Origin of the sequence: Paracoccus kondratievae (assembly GCF_009301415.1) — a bacterium.
In the GTDB taxonomy this organism is placed as follows: Bacteria; Pseudomonadota; Alphaproteobacteria; order Rhodobacterales; family Rhodobacteraceae; genus Paracoccus; species Paracoccus kondratievae.
Window position 1 is genome coordinate 967,049 of the sequence record NZ_CP045073.1, and the last position, 18,904, is coordinate 985,952.

At 64.9% G+C, this 18,904-nt stretch carries 16 protein-coding genes; 3 read left to right on the plus strand and 13 right to left on the minus strand.

Annotated features, from left to right (window positions below; translation table 11 throughout):
• Nucleotides 1-63: 63 nt before the first annotated feature.
• The 3 genes from F8A10_RS16080 to F8A10_RS16090 all read right to left on the minus strand — a co-directional run bounded on the left by F8A10_RS16080 (nt 64) and on the right by F8A10_RS16090 (nt 3,686).
• The gene (locus F8A10_RS16080) at nt 64-2,214 is read right to left on the minus strand and encodes a ParB/RepB/Spo0J family partition protein (RefSeq protein ID WP_152367881.1); all 2,151 of its coding nucleotides are present in this window, start codon (nt 2,212-2,214) and stop codon (nt 64-66) included.
• 123 nt (nt 2,215-2,337) lie between these two features.
• A complete protein-coding gene (locus F8A10_RS16085; protein ID WP_039194750.1) occupies nt 2,338-2,733 on the minus strand; it encodes a DUF2958 domain-containing protein in 396 nt (131 codons plus the stop codon).
• Nucleotides 2,730-3,686 carry an ArdC family protein gene (locus tag F8A10_RS16090; protein ID WP_152367882.1) on the minus strand — a complete coding sequence of 319 codons (957 nt, stop codon included), beginning with the start codon at nt 3,684-3,686 and terminating at the stop codon, nt 2,730-2,732. The genes F8A10_RS16085 and F8A10_RS16090 overlap by 4 nt, the downstream gene beginning before the upstream one ends.
• 480 nt (nt 3,687-4,166) lie before the next feature.
• Between F8A10_RS16090 and F8A10_RS16095 the strand changes: the two genes are divergently transcribed.
• Entirely contained in the window at nt 4,167-5,081 is a 915-nt protein-coding gene (locus F8A10_RS16095; protein ID WP_058098282.1) for a hypothetical protein, read from the plus strand.
• Nucleotides 5,066-8,368, plus strand: coding sequence for a DEAD/DEAH box helicase (locus tag F8A10_RS16100; protein ID WP_152367883.1), 3,303 nt, complete (start codon nt 5,066-5,068; stop codon nt 8,366-8,368). Before F8A10_RS16095 ends, F8A10_RS16100 begins: the two co-directional genes overlap by 16 nt.
• A gap of 163 nt (nt 8,369-8,531) precedes the next feature.
• On the opposite strand, the gene F8A10_RS16105 is transcribed toward F8A10_RS16100, so the two are convergent.
• A complete protein-coding gene (locus F8A10_RS16105) occupies nt 8,532-9,785 on the minus strand; it encodes a helix-hairpin-helix domain-containing protein (protein ID WP_227493462.1) in 1,254 nt (417 codons plus the stop codon).
• Between the two features lie 58 nt (nt 9,786-9,843).
• On the opposite strand from F8A10_RS16105, the gene F8A10_RS16110 reads away from it, so the two are divergent.
• A complete protein-coding gene (locus F8A10_RS16110; RefSeq protein WP_152367884.1) occupies nt 9,844-10,554 on the plus strand; it encodes an IS6-like element ISPpa9 family transposase in 711 nt (236 codons plus the stop codon).
• 524 nt (nt 10,555-11,078) lie between these two features.
• Here F8A10_RS16110 and hypE read toward each other — a convergent pair.
• Genes hypE through F8A10_RS16155 form a run of 9 tightly spaced genes read right to left on the minus strand, consistent with a single transcriptional unit; the run spans nt 11,079 to nt 18,904 of the window.
• A complete protein-coding gene (gene hypE / locus F8A10_RS16115; RefSeq protein WP_152367885.1) occupies nt 11,079-12,134 on the minus strand; it encodes a hydrogenase expression/formation protein HypE in 1,056 nt (351 codons plus the stop codon).
• A 15-nt stretch (nt 12,135-12,149) separates the two neighbouring features.
• Entirely contained in the window at nt 12,150-13,286 is a 1,137-nt protein-coding gene (hypD, locus tag F8A10_RS16120) for a hydrogenase formation protein HypD (RefSeq protein WP_152367886.1), read from the minus strand.
• A complete protein-coding gene (gene hypC, locus F8A10_RS16125) occupies nt 13,283-13,567 on the minus strand; it encodes a HypC/HybG/HupF family hydrogenase formation chaperone (RefSeq protein WP_011749378.1) in 285 nt (94 codons plus the stop codon). The genes hypD and hypC overlap by 4 nt, the downstream gene beginning before the upstream one ends.
• Nucleotides 13,568-13,569: 2 nt before the next feature.
• Nucleotides 13,570-15,051 (minus strand): sigma-54-dependent transcriptional regulator, encoded by a 1,482-nt coding sequence (locus F8A10_RS16130; RefSeq protein WP_152367887.1) that lies wholly within the window; start codon nt 15,049-15,051, stop codon nt 13,570-13,572.
• A gap of 3 nt (nt 15,052-15,054) precedes the next feature.
• Complete coding sequence (gene hypB, locus F8A10_RS16135) at nt 15,055-15,978, minus strand: hydrogenase nickel incorporation protein HypB (RefSeq protein ID WP_152367888.1); 924 nt, start codon at nt 15,976-15,978, stop codon at nt 15,055-15,057.
• Nucleotides 15,978-16,319, minus strand: coding sequence for a hydrogenase maturation nickel metallochaperone HypA (gene hypA, locus F8A10_RS16140; protein ID WP_147428504.1), 342 nt, complete (start codon nt 16,317-16,319; stop codon nt 15,978-15,980). Before hypA ends, hypB begins: the two co-directional genes overlap by 1 nt.
• Nucleotides 16,312-17,214 carry a hydrogenase expression/formation protein HupK gene (locus F8A10_RS16145; RefSeq protein ID WP_152367889.1) on the minus strand — a complete coding sequence of 301 codons (903 nt, stop codon included), beginning with the start codon at nt 17,212-17,214 and terminating at the stop codon, nt 16,312-16,314. The genes hypA and F8A10_RS16145 overlap by 8 nt, the downstream gene beginning before the upstream one ends.
• Nucleotides 17,211-18,074 (minus strand): [NiFe]-hydrogenase assembly chaperone HybE, encoded by an 864-nt coding sequence (hybE, locus tag F8A10_RS16150; RefSeq protein WP_152367890.1) that lies wholly within the window; start codon nt 18,072-18,074, stop codon nt 17,211-17,213. Before hybE ends, F8A10_RS16145 begins: the two co-directional genes overlap by 4 nt.
• Nucleotides 18,071-18,904: a hydrogenase expression/formation protein gene (locus F8A10_RS16155; protein ID WP_152367891.1), complete on the minus strand. Its 834-nt coding sequence runs from the start codon at nt 18,902-18,904 to the stop codon at nt 18,071-18,073. Before F8A10_RS16155 ends, hybE begins: the two co-directional genes overlap by 4 nt.

The following is an 18,904-nucleotide window of genomic DNA, read 5'->3' on the forward strand; positions in this document are numbered from 1 at the left end:
TGCCGGGCCTTGAGATGGAAGGGATGGAATGCGGGGCGGCGGAGGCCGCCCCGCTGCTGCGCGTCACTCGGCGGCGACGAGGGCCTCCGGATCGTCGGCGGCCTCGGCCGTGTCCTCATGGCCACCGGCGAGGAAGTCGGGCAGCGCCACGCTGTCCTCGTCCTGATCGGTCGCGCCATCCACGGCCTGCGCCTCGATGGCGGGGCGCAGCGGCTCCGGCAGCCAGCCGGTATCGGCCAGGAGCCGTTCGGCCTCCTTCGCCATATCGCCCTTCTTGAGATGCGCGATGAGATCGGCCGCGCGATCGCCGGCGCCCTCGCGCACCGCCTCGATGATGCGGGTCTTGGTCACGCGACCCAGGTAGTTCTCGACCGTGGGCCTCCAGCCCGCTTCGACGAGATCGAGGCCGGTGGCCTGTGCCAGCCGTTCGGCCTCGGCCATGCGGCGGTCGAGACCGTGCTGCGAGATGCCATTCCCCGAATAGGGGTTGGGCCGCTCGTAAAGCGCGTTGACCCCGAAACTGACGCAATGGGCGAGCAGCGCCAGGCGGCTGGCATCGTCGAGACCGTCGATCCAGTCCCAGAGCCGGTCGTCATCGCCAGCGGGGATGTCGCCCCGCCAGGCGTCCGCGCGCTCGTCGATCATCTTCGCGGCGGCGCTGTCAGCGAGCCCGGTCGCATCCGTGGGAAGATAGATGTGACGCACGGCGGCATAGAGGCTGGTTCCCGAGGTGGCGGTGCGCTCGAAAGTATCGAGAACCAGCTTGTGCAGCAGCGCCGTCATGGCGACGCGCGGATTCTCGGCAAGCGCATTGCGCAACGCCAGCGTCCGCCAGGCGGTCAGGTCGGTCACCAGCCGCTCGGGCAGCGGCTTGACGGCATCGTCCTCCTCTTCATCGCCGTCCGGGACCGGCTCGCCGCCGACGGTGATAACCGCGCGCTGCACCGCATCGGGATCGGACGGGTCGGCACCTTCGCCCGCATCCTCACCATCGACGCTCTCGGGTTGTTCGTCCTCGGGGCGGACATAACCGGGACTGACGATCAACTCGCCATCGCGGTCGATGCTGACGAAAACACCGGCACGAGCGATGTCTTCCGGCGCGAAGGTGACGGGCCGGTTCTCGAAGCCTTCCAACTCGGCTTCGATCTCCCCGAGCCGCTGGTCGATCTCATCGGGCAGGTCGTCGGCTTCTGCATACTGCGCTTCGAGTTCGTCATACTCGTCGCGCAGCGCCTCGCGGGCGGTGCGCTCCTCGTCGGTCAGCTCCTGGGTCACACCGACCAGCCTGCGCAGGCCGTTGGCGTAGCCGTAGGGAAGTTCGACTGCCGCGTCGATCCACTTCCAGCCCTGTCCGGCGATCTCGTCGGCGACAGTGCGCAGCTTCTCGTCAACCAGGCGGTCGAGCAGCGTGACGTCCTGCAACCAACCGCCGTTCTCGTCGGAGAAGAGATCGCGCAGCACCGGGCCGCCCGCCGCCTCATAGGCGTCGATCCCGATGAAGCGGGCGCGCTTGTCGGCAGCCGGAACCGTGGTCTCGGTCAGCAGGCTGCGGATGTGCCAGGGCTCTTTCTGCCACGACGTGCTGATCCGCTCCCAGACCTGCTGCTGGCGCTCGTGGTCGGGATTGACGGTGAAGGCTTCCAGCATCGCCAGCGTCATCTCATTCCGCGCATAGGCGTCGTGCAGCGCCGGCGCGACCGTCGCGAGACGAAGGCGCTGCATGATGTAGCGCGGCGTGGTCCGCCAGGCGTCGGCGATCTCCTCCTTCGACATGCCCATGTCGAACATCCGCTTGAACGCCTTGAACTGGTCGAGCGGATGCAGGGCGAGGCGCAGCAGGTTCTCGGCCAGCGAGTCGTCGACTGCCGAGGTCTTGGCATCGGCCTTCTTGACGATGCAGGGGACGAGGCCATCGGCCGGGAAGCGACCGGCTTCGACGAGGCGCGCGATGGACCTGTAGCGGCGGCCGCCGGCCGGGGTTTCGAACTCGCCGGTCTCATTGCCGTCCTCGTCGAGGATGGCGCGGACATTGAGACCCTGCACGAGATCCTCGCGCCGGTCGATGTCATGGGTAAGTTCGTCCAGACCCGCCTCGACATCGGTCTCGCGGACATTGCTGTCCGACAGCCTGATGCGGTTGAACGGAATGTCGCGCGCCCGTGAAAAGACGATCATCGGGGCGACGGGCTTCTTCCTGGCAGCTTTGGCCATGGTGATTTCTCCGCGACGGGCGGCCGGGAGCCACTCTCTCGACCTCCAACCCGTCACGAAGCGAAGCGCCGCCCTCTTCCTCTGAAGAGTGCGACGCCAGGCCACAAAGCCGGCAACCGGAAATCAGGATTCCCGGCTTTCCGTATCTGTGGATGTGCGGGTGAATGCCGCACCGGCGCGGTAGAGGGCTCGTTCCGCCGCCTGGATGCTGCCGGTTTCCCACGCAGCCTCCGCCCAGACCGAGATCGGGAAATCCCCGGTGAAGAGCAGATCCCGCTCGATCCCCATGCCGAAGGGCAACCGGACCCCACGCAGCTCTTCCAGGCTCCACGAGCCGAGTTCGGGGTAGCCGATATCGGCCAGGCCGAACATGATGTCGCCGCCCTGATCCAGCTCGGTGGCGAGCCAGACGCCCGCGCCGAAGGGATTGAAGAATTTGACGACGGGGACGTGATCGGCGCCGCGCTGCCGGCCATTGGCGAGGAGCTGCGCACGCTGGGTACGGGTCAGGAGGATCATGCCGCCACCCTCCGCTCGGTCGAGGCCGCAACCGATTCAGCGCCGTCCTCGTCGGGCAGATGCGACAGCAGCCAGTCGGCCGCCTTGCTCGCCTGCGAAGCGGCGCGGACGATGGCGCGGTTATCCTCGCGCAGCACCTCCAGCCAGGAGCCGATATAGTCGGCGTGGCGCACGGTCGGCACGATGCCGAGCGAGGCGCAGCAGAAGGCCGCGTTCATCTCGGCGACCAGCTCCTCGAAGGCGTATTTCTTCGTGCCGAAGCTGCCCGAGAAATCCCGCCCCAGGCGCGAGGCATGGCCGGTGGCGTGCCCCATCTCGTGCAGCGCCGTCCGGTGCCAGTTAATCGGCTCGAAATAGGCGGCCGGCGGCGGCACCTGCACATAATCGAGTGCCGGCACATAGAAGGCGCGATCTCCGCCGATGCGGAAATCGATCCCGGTCGCGCGGATCAGTGCCTCGACCTTCGGCTCGATCATACCGGGCGGCGGTGGTGGCGCCTCCACGGCAATATCTTCTGGCAGGCCCTCGCATTGCGCGGTGTTGAAAACGGTGAAGCGCTTCAGGAACGGGACGCGTCCCGGTTCTTCACCGGTCTCGCGGGCTCGGCGCTTCTCGTCTTCCGGGGTGAAGCGGTCGGCATAGACGACCGTCGTGCCGTGCTCGCCCTTACGGACATTGCCGCCGAGGGCTGCCGCCTGGCGATAGGTGAGCCAATGCTGGGTCGGATAGCCGTTCTGGACCACGGCACCCCAGAGGATCAGCACATTGATCCCGGAATACTGCCGCGAGGTCGCGGCGTTTCGCGGCATGGCAAGCGGCGCTTTCGCCGCAGTCCCCCAAGGCTGGACCCAGGGAAGCCGTCCTTCCTCCAGCTCGGCGATGATCTTGCCGGTGATGTCGTCGTAAAGATTGCTGCGGGCGCCGCCTTCACGGGCGCGGTCCTGTCTGGCCATCGGGATGATCTCCGCGACGGGCGCCGGAGGCCACTCCTCCAGTCCTTAACCCGTCACGGAAAACCCGCCCGCACTCGAACTCTCAGGGGGCGTTGCGGGGTCTCCCCGCTGATGGGGGTGCGTCGGCAACGCAGTGCCGACCAGGGGGAAGGCTTTTCCCTGCCACCTGAGAATCTCAGCCATGATGAACCTTGTAGTCGTTCACTGCGCCTGCATAGTGTGACAGTCCGAACAGAGGCTTGAGCGATTGAAGGGGCGGAGAACGGACGTTCGTTGCCGTGAGCGCGAATGACCACAAACTTCCCGATGTTCCCGATCGCGAGCTACCCCTCGAGCCACTTCACAGAACAGATTGCTCGACTTGAAGTACGTTTCTCACGTAAAACCAAATAAAGTCATGTAGTTGTTGTCGCACATCCGCAGCACTGTCATTGAAAAGAACGCGCATGCAGCCGCCGCTGCTAAGAGAGTCTTAACCAGATGAACAAGGCCCATGAGATAGACAGCCCCGACAAGATAACCGTTTCGGCCGGGCCGGAGGCCGGAGTTGCGTCCCCAACGGCGATTTCGACGGCAGCGTGCAAGGTCAACGAGCACTGTGTCGGCGATCACTGGACGGTCGGTGATGTCAAGTTACTAGCGCGGCTCATAGCGATCATCGCGATGGGACAGGCGAAGCACGCGGCGCGAATTATCGCGGACCTGCAGCCAGCGGTTCCGGCCTTGACAATCGACGTGCTCCGTTCCGACGCGAAACAGCGTCTGACCGTGACCGGAGACACGCCGGAAAAGCAGGACGCTCACCGATGGCATCGCGACGGTCTGATCTTCGAGGCGATCTCCTGGATCGCCGCCCGACAGGGTGCTGCCGCCAACGTGCTCATGAGAGACCCGCACATCAGCGCGACGACACAGGGTCTTGACGGGCTCATGATCGAACTGGACGAAAAAGGTGAAACGGTCGTCCGCGCGACAATTCTCGAAGACAAATGTTCGAACGACCCCCGGCGAAAATTCAGAGACGAAGTTCTGCCTGCCTTCCGAAACTACCATGCGGGCAAAAGGGCTTCGGAGCTGGTGGCGGCAACATCTTCGCTGCTTGACGGCAGGATTCCCGACGAAGCGGTCATGGAGGCTGCAGGGCGCGTACTGGATATGGCATTCAGGGCCTACCGCGCCGGATTGACGATCAACCCTGACCACGACTCGGAGGCGGGACGCACAGCTTTGTTCAAAGGATATGAGGGGCTTGAAAAGATCACCGGGGCGCAGCGCATCGGGGCGACATTCCTGCCGCCTTCGGAACTGCGCACCTGGTTTGACGAGATTGCCGGTCGGGCGATCGCCTTCATTGACGTGCTCGGGGAGGACGATCACCAATGTTCGATCCGGTGACAGCGGAAATCATGCGTACTGCGCCAGCCTTGCCAGGCCTGAATCCTGCCGAGCTGCCGCAATTGCTTACAGCGCAGTATGCAGAACTGGCTGCCCGCAGAATGAGGCGCGTCGATGGCGCTGAAGAGGCGGCGGGTGACGGCGCTGCTGACGGCGAATGGCCTCTCGCCCGTATTGCCGACGCCTATGAGATCGTTGTGTCCGTCCGGCGTGATGCCGACCACCGCAGAGCGGCGGCATTCGTTGCCGGCACGGCGCATCAAATTCTGGCGCAGGACCTCGCGCAGACCGATGCTGCCGGGTCTGTTGCCATCATGGATCGGGATCGCATCCATCCGGCGATCGCGGCGGCGGTGCTTTTTCTGGTGGCCGAGCAGTATGCGGACGCCCACGAAGCCGCGCGCTTTATCAGGCCGGAAGATGGAGGGCAGGACTATGTCTGCACCATTCTGGCCGAAGATATCCGTGACCTGGCGCGCGGCAATTTCCAGAGCATTCTTGACCGCGCGCAGCGCCGTCCGGAGGGGTTCTTCTCCGGCGGACTGCTTGAACAGCGGGGGACAACGGCGCTCTTCGAGAGCCTTGTCGTCGGTGTCGAGTTGTTTGCTGCGGAAGTTCTGGCAGAAGATATGCCCGAGAAGGCGGCAGGGCGGTTCGACGGCGCAAGGGCGGCGTTCGCCCGCGTGTTGGCCCTCTCTTCGCTGGAGCACGGGCGCCTCGGCGATTTGTCCCAGAATTTTCAGACCACCTATCCGGGACCACGTCACCTCGCATCACTGCTGCTGGCAGCCTACGACTCCATTGCGGGCGCGGCGGTTACACGCCTGCAGCCGCCCAATGGTTCAGATCGGGATTATTGGCGAAGCTGGCTGAGGCATCGTGCGAATGCCGCACCTTTCGCTTGGCCCAATCATAGGGAGGCCATAGCGAAAGGATTCCACGAGAGCGGCAAGTCCGCCGTGCTCGTTCTGCCGACCGGCGCGGGAAAAACGACGGTCTCTTGCCTGAAGATTGCTGCTGTACTGGCAAGCGGCAAGTCGGTTGTGTTCTTGGCTCCAACTCACGCGCTTGTGGATCAACTCACCGACGATCTGCAGAAGGTCTTCCCGGAATCGCTGGAAGGTTCGGTTGTTTCGAGCGATTTCGATCGCTTGTTCGCTCCCGGTACCAACTTCGAAAGCATCGAGGTCATGACGCCGGAGCGCTGTCTTGCACTTCTGTCATATTCGCCCGAGGCTTTTGAAAACGTAGGGCTGCTGGTCTTTGACGAATGTCATCTCCTCAGCCCCGTATCGAATCTCCGCCGGGCGTTGGACGGAATGTTCTGCGTCCTTGCCTTCAACAGCATCGCGCCGGAAGCCGATTTCCTTTTTCTTTCAGCGATGCTTGATAATGGCGCGGCATTCGCAGAGTGGATTGAAGAGCTCACCGGTCGGACCTGTGTTTTTGCCGATCCGCTTTGGAAGCCGAGCCGACAGGCGCGCGGCGTCCTGCTGTATGAGAGTGCCGCCATCGTGCAGATGAGACGCAACGCGATCGCCGTTCAGCGCGCGGAGGATGCCCGAAAGAAAAAGCGCGCAAAGCATCTGCGCAAACCAGCTGCCGAAGCGCTGCAATGCCCGCCGCATGCTCTCTTCGGGCTTCAGCACAACTGGCTGGCCGGTGCAGCGCCAAGCTGCACCCTGGCGGCCATTTCCGATGCGCCGGTCCCGTTAACCGGTAAGCTCAACCGGGATGGTTCGATCTATCTGACGCCGAATGTAAACAAGGTCGCCGCGCAAGTTGCGGCTGCTGCGGCGCGCAACGGCCTGAAAGGTATCGTCTTCGTCAACCGCAAGGATACTGCCGCGTCCACTGCGCGTGAAATCTCGGCGCTGCTGGGCGACCCGCCAGAGCAAACGCAAGATGAAGAAGAGCGATGGAAGGCGCTGGAGATCGAGCTTGGCGGGCTGGAACATGCGATCTTGGCCGGTCCCGCTGCCGCCGTGCCCCACAATGCGCTGATGCTCAGGCTGGAGCGCGATCTGGCAGAACGCTTGTTCCGCCGTGCCGACGGGGCAAAAGTCATCGTTGCTACACCGACGCTGGCGCAGGGTCTGAACCTTCCAGCTCATATTGCCATTCTTGCCGGGGACAAGCGCAGCGACCCGGACGAAGGAGGGCGTGAAGACCTGGAGGCGCACGAGATACTGAATGCTGCGGCCCGTGCAGGGCGCGCCGGTCACCTCGCCAACGGCATCGTGCTCCTGATCCCTGAAGTCGTGCTTCAATTCAGGCAAGGTAGGGCCTTCCCAAAAGGGGTGCTCGACAAGCTGAAGTCGGTACTGCCAGAGGACGACCGCTGCCTGTCCCTGAGCGATCCCCTGCAGACAATTCTTGATCGCATCAATGTGGCGGCTGCTGCCGATCCCGACGTCGAGTATGCCCTGAACCGCCTAGCCACTGCGGTCGCGCCTGAAGGCGCAGAAACCGAAGCAACGACGCGCTTTTCGATAGGACGATCACTGGCTGCCTTCACGGCCATAAGGATCAATCAGAAAGCGGGGTTCGATGCGAAAGTCGCGCGACTGAACGAGCTTATCGGCGAGAGAGCGAAGGAGGCCGATGATCAGGTCCTGGCGGAGCTTGCCACCCAGAGCGGCGCGCCGCTCGGCATCCTCAAATCGCTGCGGCAAAGGATCGAGGATCAGATTGAACGGCTACCCCAGACAATACCGGACTGGACGTCCTGGATCATCAACTGGCTTGCAGAGGATCAGGATGCGCGCGATGCTATTCTGATCCGTGATGGTAGAGCAATTCTCGGCGCTACCGGAAACAAGAAGGACGGACCGCTGACGGCCGACGCCGTAAGAAACCTCGAACCCGGCATTCTGGCCTGGCTATGCGGCGAACCCTTGCGCGAAATCGAAAGACAACTCGGCGGCGACCCCGCTGAAAAAGCGATTTGCCCGCGTGCCCGTGAGCTAGTCTCTCAGCTAGTGCCTCTCAGCCTTTCCTTCGCTGCCGGTCTAGCCGCGCGCACGGCAAGCGAGATACCTGCCGTCGCCGACGGAACGGCTACGCCGGTCTCTGTCATTGACTGCCTTGCAGCCGGGATCAGACGCGGCTTCGACACCCCGAACAAGCTCGCTTTTAGCGACATCAAGCGCGGCTTTCTGAGCCGCGTTCAGACGCATCAGGCCTATTCCGCCACTATCGAGCGTGAGCCAGAGATCTCAAACATGGAAGAGTACCCTGCGGTGGTGGATCGCATGCGGATGTATCTGCTGCTGGTCGACGACTGAGTGTAGCAGGCAAGTTTTCAAGCATCCCTGTTGCCGTACGATCAATCTGGCTAAGGAAAGCAGAAGTTAGCCTCTGTGCGGTCGTGCGGCCGCAAAGAGCCGATTTCGTTTTCTGCAACTGCGGTCAATGCGAGGTTGCTGGGTGTCGTAAAGGTTCCGACCATTACCGAAAATCCCGCGTCTTTACCCTGATCGCGTCGACGTGCGGGTCGGGCACAGCCATACTGCACGCCCGCAGCCCCTTCGGTGGCTGACCGCGCAGATCAGGCGTCGGAGATTCTTGGTGGAGTTCGCTTCCTCTGCCATCCGGCAGGAGGGCCGCCACGTCGCGTTGCCCAACGCTGGCCAAATCCCGCGACAGATCGACGATCCGATGGACAACGAGATGCACGACCTCGCCCTCGCGCTGAACGCGCCCCCTGACGGCAATCATGCTCGATGAGAGAATGGCCCGCCGATAGCACTCGAACACTTTCTGCCAGACCACGAGATTGGTGATGCCGGTCTCGTCCTCGATCGTGATGAACATGACGCCCTTGGCCGAACCAGGCCGCTGGCGGACGAGGACGATCCCCGCCGTCTCCAGCCAGCGGCAGTCGCGCGCGCCCATCGCCTCGGCGCAGGAGACCATGCGGCGCTTGCGCAGAGCCTCGCGCAGGAAGGCAACCGGATGGCGGCGCAGCGACAGGCCGGTATGGCTGTAATCCGCGACCACCTCGCCGCCAGCCGCCATCGGCCGCAGGGCGATGGACGGCTCCGATATCTCTGAAACCGTCAGGCCCTCGCGTGCCGAGGCTGCCGCAAACAGCGGCAGTTCCTCGTCGCGCAACCCCTTGATCGCCCAAAGCGCTTCGCAGCGCGCGAGGCCGAAGGGCGGGCGGAAACCGTCGGCCTCGGCAATGTGGACCAATGCGGCGACCGGAACCCCGGCCCGCCGCCAGAGATCCTCGACCGAGGCAAATGGCTGATCGGCACGGGCGGCGACAATCGCCGCCGCATGGGCATTGGCAAGCCCCTTGACCATGCGCAGGCCAAGCCGAACCGCAAAGCGCGCCTCGTTGCCGGTCGGCTCCAGCGTGCAATCCCAGCGGGAGGCATTGGCGCAGATCGGGCGCAACTCGACGCCATGGTCGCGCGCATCGCGCACGATCTGGGCCGGGGCATAGAATCCCATCGGCTGGCTGTTCAGTAGCGCGGCGCAGAAGGCATCGGGATGCCAGCATTTCAGCCAGGCCGAGGCATAGGCGATCAGCGCGAAACTTGCCGCATGGCTTTCGGGAAAGCCGTAGGAGCCGAAGCCCTCCAACTGCCGGAAGGTGCGTTCGGCAAAGTCCTGTTCATAGCCCTTGGCAACCATGCCCGAGATCAGCTTGTCGCGGAATTTCGAGACGCCGCCGGTGTGCTTGAATGTGGCCATGCTCTTCCTTGGCATTGCCAAGTTGTTGTGTCGTGAAGCGCCTGCTACAGGATCTCGGATGAAAACGCCATCACCCATGCCGCGCCTGAAGGGGTTTCGCTTTCCCCGTGAGATCATTGCCTACGCCGTCTGGGCATATCACCGCTTCGCCCTGAGCGGGGCTGACGTCGAGGACCTTCTGGCAGAGCGCGGCGTGATCGTCAGCCGCGAGAGCATCAGGCTTTGGGTTAACCGCTTTGGCGCGCAGTTTGCCACCTGCATCCGGCGCGATAGGCCGGGGCCGTCGGACAAGTGGCATCTGGACGAGGTCGTCATCCCGATACGCGGCAGGAAACACTGGCTCTGGCGGGCGGTTGACGCCAATGGCCACACGCTCGACATCCTCGTGCAAACCCGCCGGAACGCCAGAGCCGCGAGGCGCTTTCTGGCAAGGCTCATCGCGCAATTCGGCCAGCCGCGTGTGATGATCACCGACAAGCTGCGCAGCTACTTCAAGCCAATCCGGAACCTGGCTCCCGACGCCGACCACAGGGCACACAAGGGGCTGAACAACCTGGTCGAGGGCTCACACAGACCAACGCGACGGCGAGAGAAGATCATGGGACGCTTCAAGTCCCAACGACAGGCGCAGAGATTCCTCGCCGCCCATGACCAGATCAACACCCTCTTCCGTCCCCGCCGCTATCGTCTCACCGCATCTTCATACCGCCACGCACGGGCTGACGCCTTCAGCCTGTGGAACGACTATGCGCTCGAGATGAACGCATAAGCGCTCACGCTTCGCCCCCCTTTGCGCCCACAATCACCCAACTTGGCAATGCCCACGGGGGCATTGAGGAGGAAGCGCGCGGAAATCCATCGGGGCTCGCGGCGACGAAGGATCGGGCCGTTCACAGAAGCCGGATATACGTCCGCAATGGCGAGTTCTGAACCAGAGCCAACCAGACCGTTGCAATCAGGCGGGGGCCATATACATCCATACACGCCCCGACCACCCCCGGCCACTGCAATGACGTGGTTATTCTTCGAAACATTCAATCCGATGGAATGTTCGCTATTCCCCTGCATGGTTAATCCTCCTGGCTTGAGGCGGAGCCTATCGAGTAGCTCTCTTTGAAAGCAGCCAATGCAGGGCGACCACCCGCCACAGTTCAGCCGAAGAAGGACATACGGTTTTACGCCTATGTTGATGCAGGATTTTCTCCTCCGTGCAAAAGCAGCCAAATATGACAAAAAAGCTCGCTGTTCCCCATCCGGACCGCTGAGGCCACGCAAAGGCGGCAAGGGCCCGTTTCAGCAGATCCGCGGCAGTTGTTCACCCACGAGGCGGTCGACGATACGGCGCCCGCCGAAGGAGGTCACCATCTGCACACGGGCCGTATGGGCGCCCCCCTCGGATGCGGCGACGGCGCGGCCGATGATTGCGGCGCCCTGCCCTTCGGGGCGGGAACGCATCGCGGTCAGCGCGGCCTCAGCCTCGGCCTCGGGCACGAACAGGACCAGGGTTCCCTCATTGGCAAGATAGAGCGGATCAAGGCCAAGAATTTCGCAGACCCCGCGCACCTCGGGGCGCAGGGGCAACGCCTCTTCGCTGATCTCGATGCCGCACCCTGCCGCCAGCGCCATTTCATTCAGCGCCGCGGCAAGCCCTCCGCGGGTCGCATCGCGGGCGGCGCGGGTGCCGGGGGCGGCGGCCAGCACCGTCTCCATCAGATGCCCAAGCCCCTGACAGTCCGAGACCAGATCCGTCGACAGCGCCAGATCGCCGCGCGCCGCCAGAATGGCCGCGCCATGATCGCCCAGCACGCCATTGACCAGCACGACATCGCCCGGCCTGATCCGCGCCGCAGCCAGATCGCGCTCTGCCGGGATCACGCCGACGCCCGAGGTGGTGACGAACAGCCCATCCGCCGATCCGCGCCCGACGACCTTGGTGTCGCCGGTCACGATCCGCACCCCGGCAAGCGCCGCCTCGCGCGCCATCGAGGCGACCACGCGCTGCAACAGCGCGATCTCGCAGCCTTCCTCGAGAATGAACGCCGCCGACAGCCACAGCGGCCGCGCCCCGCCGACGGCCAGATCGTTCACCGTGCCGCAGACCGCCAGCTTGCCGATATCGCCGCCGGGAAATTCCAGCGGCGTGACCACGAAACTGTCGGTGGTCAAGGCCAGCCGTGCACCGGGTTCACACAGCGCATCCGCCGTCAGCCGCGCCTGATCCTCGCCCGAACTGGGCCCGAAGGCGGGAAAAAAGACGGTCTCGATCAGATCGGCCATCGCCTTGCCGCCACCGCCATGCGACAGGGTCACATGGCTGTCGCGCAGCGCTCCGAAAGCAATTGCGTTCATGGTCTGGCCCGCCTCCTATTCCGCTGCAACCCGCGCACCGCCATATTGCCAATAGGCCGCACAGGCCCCTTCCGAACTGACCATCAGCGCCCCCAGCGGCATCTCTGGCGTGCAGCCCTTGCCGAAATGCGGGCAGGCCGTAGGTTTGACCCGCCCCGTCATGACGGCGCCACAGGCACAGCCCTCGGGTTCGGGTGCGGGATTGCGCGCCACCGCATAGCCGATGCCGAATTTTTCCTCGGCGTCGAAGGCTGCGTATTTCGGGCGGATGCGCAATCCGCTGGCGTCGATCTCGCCCAGACCGCGCCATTCAAAGCTGGGGCGCCGTTCATAGACATCGGCAATGGCGGCCAGACTAACCGGATTGCCCTCCTCGGGGACCACGCGGGCATATTGGTTTTCGACCTCGGCGCGCCCTTCGGCGATCTGGTCCAGCACCATCAGCACCGATTGCAGAAGATCGGTCGGCTCGAATCCTGCGACGACAAGCGGTTTCTGGAAATCCCGGGCAATGAAATCATAGGGATGCACGCCGATGACCATCGAGACATGACCCGGCCCGATGAACCCGTCCAGCACCATATGCGGATCCTTCAGCAGGGCGTGGATGGGTTCGGGCACGGTGATATGGTTGCAGAAGACGCTGAAATTGCCCAACCCTTCCCGCGCGGCCTGCTGGATGGCCAGCGCGGTCGAAGGGGTCGTCGTCTCGAAGCCCAGACCAAAGAACACCACGTCGCGTTCGGGGTATTTCCGGGCCAGAGCCAGGGCATCCAGTGGCGAATAGACCATGCGGATATCCGCCCCCGCCGCCCGCGCCTGTAACAGCGATTGCGACCGGCCCGGCACCCGCATCGCATCGCCAAAGGTGGTGAAGATCACGCCCGGACGCCTGGCGATCTCGATACATTCGTCGATCCGCGCACGCGGCAGAACGCAGACCGGACAGCCGGGGCCATGGATGAATTCCACGCCTTCATGCACCAGTTTGTCCAGACCATAGCGAAAGATCGAATGGGTGTGGCCGCCGCAGATCTCCATGATATGCACCGGCTTTTCGCGGCTGGCGCCGATCTGCTCGGCGCGGCGGGCAATCGCGGCCAGCAGCGCGCGCGCCGCTTTGGGATCGCGGAATTCCGAAGCGAATTTCATCGTGCCATCTCCCGGTCGGCTTCGGCCATCTGTTCAAGCGCCTCTTGCGCCTCGCCCAGTTCATGCAGCGCGGCCAGCGTGCGCGCCGCCTCGTCCTCGTCGATCAGGCTCATGGCGAAACCGACATGGATCAGCACCCAGCGGCCGATCAGCCCCTCGGGCGGCCCCTCGGCCACGCAGGCGATATTGACCTCGCGGCGCACGCCCGAGACCTCGGCCATGGCCATCATCCGCGCGGGATCGGTCATGGCGATGATGCGACCGGGAATTCCCAGACACATGGCTATTCCTCCTCTTCCGGGGTGGCCTGACGCTCGGCCGGGTCCTTGACGCCATAGCGGTCCAGCTTGGCGCGCAGGCCCACCCGCGACACACCCAGCTCGGCCGCCGCGCGGCTTTTGTTCCAGCGATGGCGGGTCAGCGTCTCGCGCAGGATACGCATTTCGATCAGTTCGACCCGCTCTTTCAGGCTGCCGACGCCGGCAAGCACCGCCTGGGTCAGACGGCCGGCGCCATCCTCACCCGGCGGACCCTGCAGGATCGGGCGAGAGATCAGATCGGCGCCCAGAACGCTGTCTTGCGCAAGGATCAGCATCCGGGTGATCTCGTTCGACAATTCGCGCAGATTGCCGGGCCAGTCGTAACTTTCCAGAAATTCCAGCGCGGGCCCGTCAAAACCATGCACCAGCTTGCCATGACGGGCCGCCAGCTCGGCCAGCATGTGCTGGGCCAGCATGGCGATATCGCCGCGCCGCGCGCGCAGGGGCGGCACCGCAATTTCGGCCACCGCCAGAGCGTAATAGAGGTCGGCGCGAAACCGCCCTTCGGTCACCAGAGCCGCCAAATCCGTGCCGGCGCCGGCGATCAGGCGCAGATTGCTGGTCAGCGTCTCTTGCCCGCCGACCGGCGTGAAGCCGCGCCCGGACAGGATGCGCAAAAGCACAAGCTGCAATTCGGGCGTGATGGTCTCGATCCCCGACAGATACAGCGTCCCGCGATCCGCCTTTTGAATCAGGCCGATCCGGCTGGTTCCCCCGGCCACCGCCCCGCGCCGCGCGCCCAGCAGCTCGACCATGACCAGCTCATCGGGCATTCCGGTCAGATCCAGCGCGTAAAAGGGCCGGTCCGCCCTCAGCGAGGCCAGATGCATCGCTTGCGCAAGCTGCTCCTTGCCGGTGCCCTGCTCGCCCGTCAGCAGCACCGGCACATCGAAGGCCGCATAATGCCGCGCCGCATCAACCGTGGCGTTCATGGGCGAGTTGGGCGCACGCAGCACGCTGTCGAAGCCCTGCCCCTGACGCAGCGCCCGCCGGCGCTTTTCCAGCCGGGCTTCGGAGGTCGAGGCAAGACGGCGCATCTCCAGCGCCAGACGTTCATTCTCGCGCGCAAGATGGAAGAGCTGCGCCGCATTGCGCACCGCCATCAGCAACTGGTCGGGATGCCAGGGCTTGGCGATGAACTGGTGGATGCCGGCAAGATTGATCGCATCGACGATGGCCGAGGGATCGGTATAGCCGGTTATCAGAAGCCGCACCGTTTCCGGCCAGCGCTCGCGCAGCCCGGTCAGGAACTCCACCCCGGTCTGGCCGGGCATCCGCTGGTCGCAGACCACCACCTGCACCCATTCCTCCTCCATCAGCCGGGCGGCGGCGGCGGCATCCGGGGCGGTCAGGATTTCAAACTCATCCTCAAGCGCCATGCGCATCGCCGAAAGCGAATGCGGCTCGTCATCCACCAGCAGGACAAAGGGGCGCGGCGTGGGCATGGCTCAGGCCTTTGTCGCCAGACCGGCGCGCAGCCAGTCGATCCAGGCCTGCATCCCCTCGCCGGTGCGGGCCGAAAGGCGCAGGATGTCTATGCCGGGGTTCACCCGCCGCAGATTGGCCTCATAGACCTCGGGATCGGCATCGCAATGGGGGGCAAGGTCGATCTTGTTCAGGATGGCAAGCCTTGCGGCCGTAAACATATCCGGGTATTTCAAGGGCTTGTCTTCACCCTCGGTCACCGACAGGATCGCGACCTTGGCATCCTCGCCCAGATCAAAAGCCGCGGGGCAGACCAGATTGCCGACATTTTCGATGAACAGCAGCGAGGCCGGTTCCAGCCGCAGCGCATCCATCGCACCGCCCACCATCTGCGCATCCAGATGGCAGCCCTTGCCGGTATTGACCTGCACCGCCCGCGCGCCGGTGGCGCGGATCCGGTCGGCATCGTTCTCGGTCTGCTGGTCGCCCTCGATCACCGCCAGCGGTTGGCCTTCCAGCATCGAGATGGTCCGGCACAGCAACGTGGTCTTGCCCGAACCGGGCGATGAGACAAGGTTGACCGCAAAGGCTCGCAGCGCCGAAAGCACCCGCCGGTTGCCCGCAGCCAACCCGTCATTGCGGGCCAGAAGCGAGGTCTCGACTTCGATCAGCCGCTGCTGGGTCAGGCCCGGCACCGACAGACCCGCCGCGCCCGCGCCGTAGTCGTGATGGTGACCATGGCCCGGCGCATGGTCGTGATGATGATGGTGGTGGTGATCGCCGGAACCATGGTCATGCGCGTGACCATTCGCGGCATGGCTGTGCCCGTGGCCATGCCTCTGATCCTGCGCGTGCTCATGGGCCAGGCGCAGCCGGTGCGCCTCGTCATGGCTGATCTCGCGCCCGTCCACCGTCACCGTACTGCCGCAACCGCAAATCCCACACATCAGATCACCTCCATATCCCTGATCCGCATTTCGTCCCCCGTCTCGGGCATCAGCCTGCCACCGCCACAGAGGGGGCAGGGCGACAGGCGGTCGTCCAATTCCACCTGTTCGGCACAGTCGAAACACATTGCCCGGCCCGGCAGGTCGATCATTTCCAGGGCCGCGCCCTCGGCCGGGCTGCCGCGCATGACCACGTCAAAGGCAAAGCTCAGCGCGGCCTTTTCCACCCCGGCAAAGCGCCCGATTTCCAGCCGCATCCGGGTCACGCGGGAAAAACCGTGGCGGCGGGCCTGATCCTCGACAATGCCGCGGATCCCTTCGCAAAGCGACATCTCATGCATGGGGTCCGGCCTCCAGATGCAGAGGGATACAGGGATCAAGGATCATGGCAAGCAAAGGCGCCCGATCCGCCTTGTGCGGCGGAAGTGTCGCAAGGCTGGCCGCCAGCAGCCCGCCCGACATCAGCAGGTGATCGGTGGGCGTGCGGCGCGAAAAGCGGGTCACGATGCCGCCGGCCGCGCGCAGTTCAAGCGCGCAGAGACCACGCGAACAGGGCACCAGCGCCGCCCCTTGTGCCATCCGGCGGGGCGGCGGGAAAGCCCCGCGCGACAGGGTGTCGAGATCGACCAGCCGGGCCAGCAGATGCACCAGAGGCCCGTGACCATATGCGCCCCGCACCGCCATCAGCAGCGGATGTCCGGCATGGCGTGTGGCAAGGCTGTTCTCGACAGGGCCGTCGCCGAACGGATCCGTCATCGCCGGCAGATCGCTGACCGCCTCGCCCGGCGCGAAATGCCCCTGAACCGCCGCGACAAGGCGCGCAAGCGGCGCGGGGCCCGCGCTCCATGCGGCCAGATCACCGGGTCCGGGCAGGCCATCCTGCCCGAAAAGCGCCACCCGCAGCGCGCGCCCCCCCGCCTGCCAGCCCTGCGGCAACGCCAGGGGCGCAAGCCCAAGCTGCGGCGGCAGATGCAGGCACAGCCTGGCCAGATGGTCGCGGATCATGTCGCGGCGCAGATCGTCCAGGGGCGGCAGCGGCAGCCCAAGCGCCAGCGCCATAGCCCATTCCTGCACGGACCGGCACAGGCCGAACAGGGCAGGCAGCATCTGCCTGACCTCATCCACCCTGCGCCCCGTCATCAGCGCATCCACCGCCAGCCCCGCCTGCGCCCCCGGCGCAAGGGCAAGCCCTCCGTCGCGGGGCAAAAGGCGAAAGCTGACGGCGGCAGAGATCATTCCACGCCCCCGGATATCTCCAGATCGTCGCCCTCTGCCGGAGCAGCGGCCAGCCCGCCGGTCAGCAGCGCCCGGCGCGTGGGGCGCGGATCGGGGATCGGTGCATCCGATGCCGGTCCGGCCTCGGATGCGGCCTCGGGCGGCGGCGCAAGCTCGGCCTCGCGGGCGGCGCGAATCTCGGCGGCGCGGTCGGTCCCGTCGCGGTTTTCGGGTTTGAACAGCTCGACCATCACCGCGCGCGCGACCTCGACGGCCTGCAACTGGCTGGTGAAATCCGCCATCGGCGAGAACAGCGAACAGGCCTTGTAAGGGCCGGTCATCTCACGGCTGTTATGGATGAATTCATATTCGCCCGAGGGAAAGGCGACCACCTCTTTCTCGCCCGCCTTCAGGGCCGACCAGTCGTGATCCTCGCCCGGCAGCCAGATCAGGTTCATGAACCAGGGCGCGATCAGCACCCCCAGAAAGCCGCCCTGCCAGGGACGAAAGGCCAGCGCCTCGACATGCAGCGCCTGATTGATGATCGGCACGTCGCGCATCTTTGCGTTGAAGACCTCGCGGAAGTCGGCGACCAGCCGAGCGCAGCGCCGCTCGATCTCGGCCGCGATCCGCATCTCGTCAGAGCCGGGATCCTCGCGCACGATGAACTGTTCCTTCGGCGCGTCGCAGCCGGGACATTTCCAGTCGGCGGGCAAGGCCGCGAACGGCGTGCCGGGCAGAACCTGCCGGTATTCATCCCCCTCGGCCGGGTCATAGCTGGTCCAGCAGATCTTGCATTCCATGATCGCCTGCGGGCTGATCCGGTCATTGGCGCCCAGATAAGACCCCTCGAACCCGCCCCGTGCGGTCTCGACGCTCATCGGATCGCCCCCAGCACTTCACGAATGCGGCCCGCGCTATCCGCCAGATCCTCGGACGCGGCCAGCACCACCTCGGGCATGGCGGTCACCTCGAAGGTATCGAGGATCAGCACATCCATCGAGTTGAAGAACTGCACCCGCCACAGACGATCCTGCGCGGTCGCGGTGATGCGGCAATTGCCATAGCCGCGCGACAGGATGGTCACCGACCCCTCGCCCAGAGCCTGATCGAGCCAGAGCAGATCCTCTTCGGTATGCGGAAGCAGGGTCAGGTTCACCACATGCAGATCACCGGGGCCACGCCAGGACAGGGATTTGTCCATCAGTTCAGCCAGCAAGGCAGGGGCGTTCACCACCCCCGGCGCGCGCGGGGCCAGAGCCCCGATCGCCGGGCGCTGCGCATGGAACGCCCGCGTCAGGGCAAGCTGCGGCACGGGCGCGACCTCGACCCGGTCGATCCCCTCGGCCTTCAGCACCCAGACCCCGGCAAAGACGCTTTCCTGCACGGCCACCGCCGGCACGCCGCGCGCGCGCAGCGACACCTCGCCCTGACCCAGCGTTTCCGCCATCAGCGCCCGGTTGGCCACATCCAGCGCGGACAGATCGAACGACACCGGCGCCGCCCCCTGGGCCACACGATCGCAGGCCGCGGCGATTTCGACCAGCATCGCCAGCGCGGGCGCCAGAGGCGCGACATTCCCGACCTCGGGCAGATGCATGTCATAGGTGCGCATCCCGGAGGGCAGCGGCAGCCACTCCAGCCCCTCGCCATCGTCGGGCTGCGATCCGGGGCCGAAACCAACAGGGGGCAGGTGAAAATTCTGGGCCAT